This is a genomic window from Grimontia sp. AD028, from assembly GCF_000973155.1.
In the GTDB taxonomy this organism is placed as follows: Bacteria; Pseudomonadota; Gammaproteobacteria; order Enterobacterales; family Vibrionaceae; genus Enterovibrio; species Enterovibrio indicus.
On record NZ_LASY01000111.1, the window covers coordinates 1 to 12,097 of the forward strand.

The following is a 12,097-nucleotide window of genomic DNA, read 5'->3' on the forward strand; positions in this document are numbered from 1 at the left end:
CTCGAGCATTTTTCCTGCGCTATTTCTGATCACCTATCTACTGTGATTGGTATTATCAAACTTCCTGTTGCAATTCGTCATCCACGATCTATTATTGATAATAATTCTCATTATCAAAATTAAAGCAATGACAGGATTACTTTCCCGACTCTTCGCGCCGGTTTCAAAGCGGCATTTCTGGGCGATGAAAAAACGTCGCCTTTTAGTACCGGTGTTGTTACTTGCGCTGATTTTCGCTGAACCAACACGTGCGGTGACACTCGCTGCGCTGTCTGATGCTTTCTGGCAAGTGGCTGCTTATGTGGCTGCGACATTAGCGCTTTTTCACTATTTGACGAACAAGTTCGAGCGTCATGGCGCTTGGGTATCGAGTTTGGCAAAAAAGAAAAATCTGCAGGTGGTGTTTTCAGCGGCAATGGGCGCTTTACCGGGATGCGGTGGCGCCATTGTTGTTATCACCCAGTTTGTACGTGGCAACCTTAGCTTTGGCAGTGTGGTTGCAGTGCTTACAGCGACGATGGGTGATGCTGCGTTCTTGTTGTTAGCCACCAAGCCTTCGGATGGCATCTTTATGATTGGGTTAGGCTTTGCCGTCGGTGTGGTTTCCGGACAGATTGTCGATGCGCTGCATCGTGATGACTTTATGCGACCCAAACACTCTCCGGCAAAACCTAACCCATGTTCCAAACAAGCCGACAGCCAGACTGTTATCGGTGTGCAGGGGCGCTTTTGGCAATGGGTGTTGCTTCCATCTCTGGTGATGGCACTGCTTGGCTCAATGCAGTTTGATACCGATGCGTTGCTTCATCTTCCTGTTGGCACTTCCGAGCTGGTTGGTGCGGTTCTCGCGATAACGACGGTGACCTTCTGGGCACTGGCGCGAGAAGCGGAAAATTATGAGTCTTTGGTGGGAGAAGATCCCAAAGACAGTGGATCGCACCTTTTCGAGCGGGTCGCTCAGGACACTAACTTTGTGATGGTCTGGGTGATTGCGGCCTTTCTGGTGTTTGAGCTTTGCGTACTCTGGCTGGGGATGGATCTCAGTGAACTCTTTACTGGCTGGGGCGCTTTGGTGCCATTAATGGGGGTCCTTGTGGGCATATTGCCCGGCTGCGGGCCTCAGATTCTAGTTACCAGTTTGTACATCAGCGGCGCTGTGCCAATGTCCGCCCAAATTGGTAATGCGATTTCCAATGATGGTGATGCGCTTTTCCCTGCGATTGCGCTGGCACCAAAGGCTGCCATTGTCGCCACCCTTTATTCAACTTTGCCGGCATTGATCGCTGCTTACAGCTTCTTCTGGCTGGTAGAAAGCTGAACCTTCAGGTTGGGTATACGCCTGACTATTGTTAATAGCACTGATGGTTTTTCGAACAGGTCAGGTCTTTTCTGTTGGTCAAAAAGGCATCTAATAGTTATTTATTTTGTTAATCAGATGTTTATCAGATTGAAAACTCCATTCTGGATGTGTGATGTGTCGCATAAAAGTGACTCGATGTTGTAAAAAGGGAATGTATTTAGTTGGGATTCCGCTGCTAATCTCATCGCGCTTGATTGTGAAGAGCAAGTTAACCAATCAGATTAAAATTCGGTTCATTGAGTTCTGTTGAAACGATGCTTTGCCTGAGGGCAGTTCGTATTCTTCTGGTCAATATAAATCACCAGTTTAATCTCCTTGGCGTTGAGTTTTGAAAAGGAGTTTTCAATCATGAATGCGGAAGCTAACAAGATGTCTTTGACCACCCGTGTCTTGCTGGGCATGGTGATGGGTATTGTGACTGGTTTTGCTATTCGGTTTTTGTTCGGCGAAGAAGGTTTCGTCAACGAGTATATCGTCAACGGCTTGTTTGACGTTGGTGGCCAAATTTTTGTAGCCAGCTTGAAGATGCTGGTGGTTCCTTTGGTATTCGTTTCACTGGTGTGTGGCACCAGCGCACTGAAAGATATCGCAACGCTGGGTCGTTTGGGTGGCAAAACCCTGATGTTCTATCTGGGCACCACAGCGCTGGCGATCACCCTGGCAATGAGCCTTGCGCTGCTGTTTGGCCCAGGTAAAGGTGCTGACCTTTCTGCGGCATCGTCTTTCCAAGCTTCTGAAGCGCCATCGCTGGGCGATGTGATTGTGGGCATGTTCCCAACGAACCCAATCAGCTCAATGGCGGAAGGCAACACGCTGCAAATCATCATTTTTGCGCTGCTGTTCGGTATTGCTATCAGTGCGTCTGGTAAGCCAGGTGAGCGCGTGGCGGCCTTCTTCCGTGATCTGAACGAAGTGATTCTTAAGCTGGTTGCGCTGCTGATGAATCTGGCCCCGTTTGGTGTGTTCTGTCTGATGGCGAAGTTGTTTACCTCGCTGGGTCTGTCTGCGATTGTCAGTCTGGCGGAATATTTCTTCGTGTTGGCGGGTGGCCTGGTGCTGCATGCGCTGGTGACTTACACCACCTTGCTTAAGGTATTCAGCGGCCTGAGCCCGGTAACATTCCTCAAGAAAATGGAAGATGCCATCATGTTTGCGTTCTCGACGGCGTCGTCGAATGCGACCATTCCCGTGTCGATGGAAACCACCACTCGCCGCATGGGTGCTGACAACAAGATTGCGTCTTTTACCATTCCGCTGGGTGCGACCATTAACATGGACGGCACGGCGATGATGCAGGGTGTGGCGACGGTATTTATCGCGCAGGCATTCAATGTTGACCTGACTATGATGGACTACATGACGGTTATCCTGACGGCAACACTGGCGTCTATCGGTACCGCGGGTGTGCCGGGCGTGGGTCTGGTGATGCTGGCGATGGTATTGAATCAGGTGGGCCTGCCGCTGGAAGGTATTGCACTGATCATGGGTGTTGACCGTTTGCTGGACATGATTCGTACCGCGGTGAACATTACAGGTGACTGTGCGGTAACCTGTATTGTCGCCAAAAGTGAAGACGCGTTGGATGAGAAACGCTTCAATGACATGAAAGCGGCGGAAGAAGACGAGAAAATCGTGTTCCGACCTCACGCGCAGTAACTCACTGCTACTAATAAAAAACGCCAGCTTGTCTGGCGTTTTTTGATCTCTCAGCACCTTGAACCGTAATGCATACTGTTGATTGAAATAAGAAACGGTAGCGATTCCAATGACCCGGTTCCACACACTCAGACTGATTCTCGGCGACCAGCTAAATGCCAGCCATTCGTGGTACAGCGAACACGACGATGGTGTGTTGTACCTGATCGCAGAGCTGCGTCAGGAAACGGACTACGCCCCCCACCACGTTCAGAAAGTCTGTGCCTTTTTCGCTTCGATGAAAGGTTTTGCACTGGCTTTGGAAAAGGCTGGCCATAAGGTGCTGCACTTAACGCTGGATGAAACCCAGAAGTTCCCCTCGTTGGATGTTTTGCTGACTGAGCTGATTGAAAAATATGGTATCACACAGTTTGAATACCAACTTCCTGATGAATACCGGTTGCGCGAACAGCTTCGCCTGTTTAGTGATTCTTTAGGTATTGAGACCAGAGCGACAGGCTGCGAGCATTTTCTGGTGCCAGATGATGCTTTGGGTCAGCATTTCACCAAAGGCAAGCATCACCTGATGGAGTCTTTCTATCGCAAGATGCGCAAGCAATTTGATGTGATGATGGAAGGTGACAAACCGGAAGGTGGAAAGTGGAATTACGACAAAGATAACCGGGCTAAACTGAGCACCGCCGAACTTGAATGTGTCCCTGAGCCATTAGTTTTTGCCAATGATGTTTCAGACATTCTTGAGCGGTTGAAGCGTCATGGTGTGAAAACCATAGGTGTAGCTACCCCACAGCTTCTTTGGCCTGTCACTCGAAGACAGTCGATAGAACTGCTCGATTACTTCTGTCAGTACCTGCTACCCAAATTCGGCAGTTTTCAGGACGCGATGACATCTGAGAGCCCGCATCGCTGGAGCCTTTATCATTCCCGACTTTCCTTTGCACTCAACAGCAAAATGCTTCACCCAATGCAGGTGATTCAAGCTGCAATAAAGGCGTACCGCCAGCCTGACTCCGGCATTAGCATCAATCAGATAGAGGGCTTTGTCAGGCAGATTCTTGGCTGGCGTGAGTTTGTCCGCGGGCTTTATTGGGCAAACATGCCGGAGTATTCAACCATGAACGCATTGGGTGGCACACGAACATTGCCTGATTTCTTTTGGACGGGCGAAACCAAGATGCAATGCCTGAAACAGGCTATTCAACAGTCGCTCGATTACGGCTATGCACATCACATCCAACGCTTGATGGTTACCGGTAACTTCACCCTGCTCACGGGCATTGCACCGGAAGAAGTCGATGCCTGGTATCTGGGGATCTACGTCGATGCCATTGAGTGGGTAGAGTTACCGAACGTTCGGGGAATGGCGCTGTTTGCAGATGGCGGTCTGTTCGCCACCAAGCCCTACAGTGCCAGCGGTAACTACATCAATAAGATGAGCGATTACTGCGCGGGTTGCCACTACAAAGTGAAAGAAAAAGTGGGAGAGGGTGCTTGTCCTCTGAACAGTCTTTATTGGCATTTTATGGAACGTCATCGCGCTAAAATTGCGGTGAATCCGCGAGCCGGCATGGTTTATCGCGGCTGGGATGGAAAATCCGACGAAGAGCGTAGTGCGGTATTAGAGCAAGCTGAGCACTATTTGGGCAATCTTAATAATCTCTAACTGTTTAATTTATCGTGATATTTGTAATTTTGGCATTATCGCTATGAATGAGTGCGGCCTTTTTGATTCTGTTGGTAATTAATATCGAAAAATCATGCTAATACGACAAGTTTTATTTGTTTTACCTCACTGACGTAAACAGTAATAGTTTGCGTTTATTTAGGCAAATTGGCCTGAATGTTGTGAATGTAAAATGGAGTTGTCGTTGTGAGTGATAAAAGCCACGATGAATTAATGTCACCGGATGGTGCGGTGACGCCTATCGATACTGACTACCAAGTAGGTCAGGATAATATCGCCCTGCAAATCGGTCCTTTGGGTCTGGATATCCATAACCGCGTGTTTTTGGTTTCAGGCGGTATGATTGCACTGTTCGTGTTAGTCACTTTGTTGTTCCGCAACTCTGTTGGCCCTCTGTTCAACGAGATGCGAAACACCCTTACTGCTCAGATGGACTGGTTCTTCATCGGTGCAGGTAACCTTTTCGTTATTCTCTGTCTGATCCTTATCTTCAGCCCATTGGGACGTGTACGTCTCGGCGGCACAGAAGCTACCCCTGATTACACCTATGTCGGTTGGTTTTCCATGCTGTTTGCTGCAGGTATGGGTATCGGCCTGATGTTCTATGGCGTGTCTGAACCACTTTCACACTATGCATCTTCTTTTGGCGGTGTGGTTGAGACAAATGGCGTTCGTACTGACTGGGCACCATTGGGTGGTGCTGCGGGCGATATGGTTGCTGCAAAAGATCTGGGTATGGCCGCGACGATTTACCACTGGGGCCTGCACCCATGGGCTATCTACGCGTTGCTGGCTCTGTCTTTGGCGTTGTTCTCGTTTAACAAAGGCTTGCCACTGACAATTCGTTCGGTGTTCTACCCAATTTTCGGTGAGCGTATCTGGGGCTGGCCGGGCCATATCATTGATATCACTGCGGTAGTGGCGACACTGTTCGGTCTGGCTACGTCACTGGGCTTTGGTGCGTCACAGGCGGCTGCAGGTCTGGACTTCCTGTTCAACATTCCAAGCGGCATTACCACTCAGGTTATCCTCATCATCGGTATCACAGGCCTTGCGCTAACGTCTGTGGTTGCGGGTCTGGATTCTGGCGTGAAGCGCTTGTCTGAGTTCAACATGGCGATGGCCACCTTGCTGATGGTGTTTGTGATTGTGGTAGGTCCTACCCTGTCAATATTCACCAACCTGGGTACCAATATGGTGGCGTATTTCGAGAACCTGCCTGCACTGTCGAACCCATTTGGCCGCGAAGATGCTAACTACTCACAAGGCTGGACGGCGTTCTACTGGGCATGGTGGATGTCCTGGTCGCCATTCGTAGGTATGTTTATCGCGCGTGTTTCGCGTGGCCGTACGGTGCGTGAATTTATTATCTGTGTACTGCTGATCCCAACGTCTGTCTGTGTGTTGTGGATGACAGCATTCGGTACCACGGCGATTGAGCAGCTGCAGGATGGTTACCGCGCAGTGGTTGATGCAGATCTGCCGTTACAACTGTTCAACATGCTGGATGGCCTGCCTCTGTCGAGCATTACCTCTCTGTTGGGTATCATTCTGGTGGTGGTTTTCTTCGTCACCTCTTCAGATTCCGGTTCGCTGGTTATCGATACCATTTCTGCAGGCGGTAAGGTGGATGCACCAGTACCACAGCGTATCTTCTGGTGTTCGTTTGTGGGTCTGGTAGCGATTTCTCTGTTGCTGGGTGGTGGCCTTGGGGCGCTGCAGGCAATGGTGGTATCGACAGGTCTGCCATTCTGTATCGTTCTGTTGCTTTGTGCATTCTCCCTGGTGAAGGGATTGATGTCTGAGCCACGCAAATAAGCGAAAGAAATAAATCCGGGTTCGTGCCCGGATTTTTCTTTTTATGTAAAAACCCAAACACAAAACGTAACTGACACATTGGCCGAAACTGGATCCAGCACGGCGCATTTGCGTAATTCAACTACCCTATGCAGGGATAGAAATAGAGGGTTAGTACGCGAATCCAATGTTTAGAGCTCAATGGTTATTTGCGTTGGCTGTCTGCCTGATTAACACGATATTGTGGCTAATTATTGTGCAATTACAGCGATTAATTCGACTCATTTCTCACTATTGAAGCATTGAACACTAAGGATATGTTAGAGTGTTTAGGTCATTAGACCTTAAGTTAGTGAGCGTTCAATATGCCTGATGATAGAAAACCTCGTTTTCTGTTGTTTCACCCTGCATATTCAACGCCATTAGCTGCTTAACTCGCAAAACGGATTAAGGAGTTTACTGTGAGCGATAAAAGTCATGAAGAGTTGATGAAACCGGATGGTGACGTCAACCCCATAGACACAGATTATCAGGTTGGGCAGGACAACATTGCCATGAAGATCGGGCCATTTGGTCTTGATATTCACAACCGCGTTTTCCTCATTTCCGGCCTCGCCGTTGTTCTTTTCGTCTTCATTACACTCGCCTTCCAGAAAGACGTTGCCCCTATTTTTGGTGAGATACGAGGCTGGCTGACGACTAACCTGGACTGGTTCTTCCTTTCCGCGGGTGACATCTTCGTGATCACCTGTTTGGTACTGGTAGTCAGCCCATTGGGTAAGGTCCGACTCGGTGGTACTGAAGCCACGCCAGACTATACCTACGCAGGCTGGTTCTCCATGTTGTTTGCCGCTGGTATGGGTATCGGTCTGATGTTCTGGGGGGTTGCAGAGCCTTTATCCCACTACGGTGCAGCGCTAGGCGGTACTTCTGTTGAAAATGGTGTGCGGACCGACTGGGCGCCATTGGGTGCAGCCGCTGGGGATCCGAAAGCGGCGGCAGATTTGGCCATGGCCGCAACCATTTACCACTGGGGTCTCCATCCTTGGGCGATTTATGCGGTGCTTGCATTAGGTCTGGCACTGTTTTCGTTTAACAAGGGCTTGCCGCTCACCATGCGTTCTGTGTTTTACCCACTTTTTGGTGAGCGTGTATGGGGCTGGGTCGGCCATGTCATTGATATTCTGGCGGTCGTGGCCACCTTGTTTGGTCTGGCAACTTCGTTGGGACTGGGTGCCTCGCAAGCTGCTTCGGGCCTGAATTATCTGTTTGGTATCCCACTTGGTGAAACCACAGAGGTGATTCTGGTTATCCTGATCACGGCGCTGGCTCTTGTGTCAGTCATGGCGGGTCTGGATGCCGGTGTGAAGCGCCTGTCTGAAATCAACATGATTCTGGCGATGGCGCTGTTGCTGTTTGTGATCCTGATGGGGCCAACCATTGCGATTCTGACCGGCTTCTTTGGCAATCTGGCCTCTTATGTTGAACACTTGCCTGCGCTTTCCAGCCCGTTCGGACGTGAAGATTCTAACTTTGCCGCTGGCTGGACCGCATTCTACTGGGCTTGGTGGATTTCTTGGTCGCCATTTGTCGGTATGTTTATCGCACGTGTTTCGCGTGGTCGCACGGTACGTGAATTCATCACTTGTGTACTGCTGATCCCTTCACTGGCTTGTGTATTGTGGATGACTGCGTTTGGTGGCACAGCCATCAGCCAGGTGGTCAATGATGGTTACACGGCAGTGACAGAGGCAGATCTGCCATTGAAACTGTTCGCGATGCTGGATGCACTACCATTGGCTTCAATCACGTCATTTATCGGTATTATTCTGGTGGTGGTTTTCTTTGTGACCTCATCAGATTCAGGATCACTGGTTATCGATACGATTTCTGCTGGTGGTAAGGTGGATGCACCTGTGCCACAGCGTGTGTTCTGGTGTACGTTTGAAGGATTGGTCGCGATTGCCTTGGTCTTGGGTGGCGGATTGGTTGCCCTTCAGGCGATGGCGGTATCGACCGGATTCCCGTTCACCATCGTGTTGCTGGTTGCCTGTGTCTCGGTGATAAAGGGACTGATGTCCGAACCGCGAGGCTAGGTTGACCAACCTTGTAAGCGCAGCGGGGCAGACATGACGTCTGCCCTGTTTCGTCTGGTTTGAAGTCCGAGTCTGATTTCCGGTCGGAAGTAAACTCGTTGAGAGATTGATAAGTAATGGAAGCGGAACAAATAGAAATCGCAGCGTTTCTCAAACAACATGCGCCCTTCAATGAATTGCCGGAAGAAGAAGTGGATGAAGTGGCCAAGCAGGTCGAAATTTCCTACTTCCGCGCAGGGACGCAAATCTTTGAATACGGTCAGCCAATCCACGAACTGTGTTTGGTTCGCAGTGGTGTGGTCGAAATCTATCGCCGCAAAGGAGAGCTTTATAACCGGCTCTCTGAAGGGGGTACGTTCGGCCAATGGGGATTGATGATGAACCGCCGTGTTCGCTTCCCTGCCAAAGCGATTGAAGACAGTCTGGTTTACTTTATTCCTGATACCGTTTTTGATGACCTCAGCGAACGCTTTGAATCTTTCTCAGACTTTATGGAGGTGGAAGACGGATTACGTTTGCGTCAGGCGGTGGAAAACCACCGTGACAGCAATGATCTCACTACCTCTAAAGTCACCAACCTGATTTTGCGCGATCCCGTGACGGTGGATTGTGAATCTTCTGTTCGCCATGCTGCACAAATCATGACTGACGAAGGCGTATCTTCGCTGTTGGTGATGACAGTAGAAGCCGATGAAGAAGGTGTGGAGCAGGAGCGTATTGCAGGCATCATCACCGACAGGGACTTGCGCTCCCGCGTGGTGGCTCCTGGCTTACCTTATGAGACGCAGATTACTGAGATTCTGACTCCACAAATTATCACGCTCGATCACAATGCCTATGTATTCGAAGCCATGCTGACCATGCTTCGTAACAACCTGCATCACTTGCCAATCCTCAAAAATCAAAAGCCTGTGGGCGTGGTTGCTCTGTCTGATATCGTGCGTTACGAATCCCAGAGCAGTTTGGTGATTGTGAGCAGTATCTTCCGTCAGCAAACCGTTGAAGATCTGGCGGCTTTGTCGAAAGACGTACCAGCCTGTTTCTCCCGTATGGTTTCTGAAGATGCCAACTCACATATGATTGGTTCTGCGATGGCGGTGATAGGCAGAAGCTTCAAGCAGCGACTTCTTGAGCTGTATGAAGAAGAGTATGGCCCGCCACCTATTGGTTATTGTTTCCTTGCACTAGGGTCAATGGCGCGTGACGAACAACTGATTGTGACCGATCAGGACAACGCACTGATTCTGGATGACAAGTACGATCCTGGAGAGCATGAAGAATACTTTGTGAACCTTGCAAAGTTTGTGAGTGATGGCCTTGCGCAATGTGGTTACAGCTATTGTACCGGTAACATTATGGCGACTAACCCTGAGTGGCGTAAGACCCGTGCGGAATGGGAAGAGACGTTCGCGGACTGGATTGACCATCCGAACCCTCAGTCGTTATTGAACAGCAATATCTTCTTCGATCTTGATGGCGTTTACGGCGCAACGAACTGGGCTGAAACACTCAAAGCATTCGTGTCGCGACGTGCGAAGCGTAATAACCGCTTCCTGGCCTGTATGGCGCGCAATGCACTGAACCGCACTCCACCTCTTGGTTTCTTCAAGAGCTTTGTGATGGAGCAGGACGGTCGACACAAAAACTCGATGAACCTGAAACGCCGCGGCACCGCGCCACTGGCAGATCTGATCCGTGTTCACGCACTGGCGGTGGGCTCCCGTTCCCAGAACTCGTTTGAGCGCTTGGACGACATCATCGAAGCGGGCATTTTGCCGAAAGGTCGAGGTGAAGATATCCGTGATGCGATGGAGTTCATCTCCATGGTACGCATACGCCATCAGGCTATTGATGTGGAGCAGGAGATTGAGCCTGATAACAATATCGAGCCTGAAAACCTGTCTGAATTCGAGCGCCGCAACCTCAAAGACGCTTTCCAGATCATGAGTAACGCGCAGAAGTTCCTCAAGTACCGTTACCAGCCAAATCGCAGTAATTAGGGGCATGTAGTGTTAATTCTTGAACCTAAAAACGGTGCAAAAGACGTCAAGGTGGGTCCTGACTGGTCAACGCTCAATGAACGATTGAAGCAAAAAGCCAAGGTGCCTCTGCTGAAGCGTTTTTACGAAGCGGGTGTCGTAAATGGTGACACCCCAGTGTCTGAGGTTGAGTTCGTTGCGCTGGATCTGGAAACCACGGGGTTGGATCCCAGTAAAAACGACATTGTCAGCATTGGTTTGGTGCCGTTTACACTCAATCGTATTCATTGCCGCGAAGCCAAGCATTGGATTGTGAAACCGAGAAAACCGCTGGAAGACGACTCTGTGGTTTTCCACGGTATTACTCACTCTGATGTGAGTGATGCGCCGGATTTACGCCGGATTTTGGAAGAGGTGTTGGCGTCTTTGGAAGGGAAGATTGTGGTGGTGCATTACCGTCGCATCGAGCGTGATTTTATCGAGGCGGCGGTCAAAAGCCGTTTGGGTGAAACCTTGTTGTTTCCGGTGGTGGATACTCTGGAGATTGAATCCTGGTATTACCGTAAACCTTTCCAGAAGTTCTGGTCCTGTCTAATGAAAAAGCCGCTAACATCTATTCGGTTGGCAGACAGTCGCCGTCGTTACAACTTGCCATTTTATCAAGGACATAACGCGCTGACGGATGCGATTGCAACTGCCGAGCTGCTTCAGGCGCAAATCGCACACCGTTTCGGTCGTGACCATCCCATCAAGGCGCTGTGGCGTTAAATCTCAGCGACTGAAATCAATGATATCGGCCTAAGTTCACGTTTTTAGTAATCAAAACGCTGTAACCGGGTCGATTTTTTTAGTGCTTTGCTCACTGTGTTACAGTCAAAGGGATGAGCTGGTATCTGTCTTTGACGTTTCGTCCTTGACAACTCTTTGCGCCGATTGCCCGACGTAAAGGTACGATACGTAAATTCGCTGCCGACAAAGGATGGCAAGATGATTGAAGAAAACAAAGTCGTAAAAATCGACTACACGGTAAAAGACGAAGAAGGACAGCTGATTGATACGTCGGAAGGCAAAGATCCTTTAGCGTATCTGCACGGTGCAGGAAATATCATTCCGGGTTTGGAAAAAGCACTGGAAGGTCGCTCTGAAGGTGAAGAGTTTGCCGTTCAAATTCAACCAGACGATGCATACGGCCAGCGTAACGAAGCGTTGATTCAAGTGGTTGAGCGCGGTGTATTCCAGGGCGTAGACCAATTGGACGTGGGTATGGTGTTCAATGCCCAAGGCCCACAAGGCAATATCCAAGTGACGATTATTGCGATCGAAGGCGATGAAGTGACGATCGATGGCAACCACCCATTGGCGGGTGTCGTACTCCAATTTGAAGGCGTTATCCGCGAAGTGCGTGAAGCAACTGCCGAAGAAATCGAACACGGCCACGTTCACTAATACTGATGAACGACCCATGAAAAGCGAGCCATTGGGCTCGCTTTTTTGTTAGTGCTTATCTAATACCAATCGTAGTAAA

The 12,097-nt window shown here is 49.7% G+C and carries 8 protein-coding genes; all 8 read left to right on the forward strand.

Annotated features, from left to right (window positions below):
* The first annotated feature begins 127 nt into the window (after positions 1-127).
* The 8 genes from RN22_RS20285 (at position 128) to RN22_RS20320 (ending at position 12,018) form a co-directional block, all read left to right on the forward strand.
* On the forward strand, positions 128-1,318 hold the full coding sequence (locus RN22_RS20285; protein ID WP_046307197.1) for a putative manganese transporter: 1,191 nt from the start codon (positions 128-130) through the stop codon (positions 1,316-1,318).
* A gap of 390 nt (positions 1,319-1,708) precedes the next feature.
* Positions 1,709-3,016 (forward strand): dicarboxylate/amino acid:cation symporter, encoded by a 1,308-nt coding sequence (locus tag RN22_RS20290; RefSeq protein ID WP_002540886.1) that lies wholly within the window; start codon positions 1,709-1,711, stop codon positions 3,014-3,016.
* A 109-nt stretch (positions 3,017-3,125) separates the two neighbouring features.
* A complete protein-coding gene (locus tag RN22_RS20295; RefSeq protein WP_046307199.1) occupies positions 3,126-4,679 on the forward strand; it encodes a cryptochrome/photolyase family protein in 1,554 nt (517 codons plus the stop codon).
* A 207-nt stretch (positions 4,680-4,886) separates the two neighbouring features.
* Positions 4,887-6,518 (forward strand): BCCT family transporter, encoded by a 1,632-nt coding sequence (locus RN22_RS20300; protein ID WP_046307200.1) that lies wholly within the window; start codon positions 4,887-4,889, stop codon positions 6,516-6,518.
* A gap of 467 nt (positions 6,519-6,985) precedes the next feature.
* Complete coding sequence (locus tag RN22_RS20305) at positions 6,986-8,593, forward strand: BCCT family transporter (protein WP_369700107.1); 1,608 nt, start codon at positions 6,986-6,988, stop codon at positions 8,591-8,593.
* Between the two features lie 116 nt (positions 8,594-8,709).
* The gene (locus RN22_RS20310; protein WP_002540882.1) at positions 8,710-10,593 is read left to right on the forward strand and encodes a DUF294 nucleotidyltransferase-like domain-containing protein; all 1,884 of its coding nucleotides are present in this window, start codon (positions 8,710-8,712) and stop codon (positions 10,591-10,593) included.
* Between the two features lie 9 nt (positions 10,594-10,602).
* Entirely contained in the window at positions 10,603-11,340 is a 738-nt protein-coding gene (locus tag RN22_RS20315) for a 3'-5' exonuclease (RefSeq protein ID WP_046307202.1), read from the forward strand.
* A 219-nt stretch (positions 11,341-11,559) separates the two neighbouring features.
* Positions 11,560-12,018: a peptidylprolyl isomerase gene (locus RN22_RS20320; RefSeq protein ID WP_002540880.1), complete on the forward strand. Its 459-nt coding sequence runs from the start codon at positions 11,560-11,562 to the stop codon at positions 12,016-12,018.
* The last annotated feature ends 79 nt before the right edge of the window (positions 12,019-12,097 follow it).

Bases quoted from the DNA above. Each gene is read 5' to 3' on its own strand.
- RN22_RS20285 (WP_046307197.1), top strand. From the start codon at position 128: ATGACAGGATTACTTTCCCGACTCTTCGCGCCGGTTTCAAAGCGGCAT.
- RN22_RS20290 (WP_002540886.1), top strand. From the start codon at position 1,709: ATGAATGCGGAAGCTAACAAGATGTCTTTGACCACCCGTGTCTTGCTG.
- RN22_RS20295 (WP_046307199.1), top strand. From the start codon at position 3,126: ATGACCCGGTTCCACACACTCAGACTGATTCTCGGCGACCAGCTAAAT.
- RN22_RS20305 (WP_369700107.1), top strand. From the start codon at position 6,986: ATGAAACCGGATGGTGACGTCAACCCCATAGACACAGATTATCAGGTT.
- RN22_RS20310 (WP_002540882.1), top strand. From the start codon at position 8,710: ATGGAAGCGGAACAAATAGAAATCGCAGCGTTTCTCAAACAACATGCG.
- RN22_RS20320 (WP_002540880.1), top strand. From the start codon at position 11,560: ATGATTGAAGAAAACAAAGTCGTAAAAATCGACTACACGGTAAAAGAC.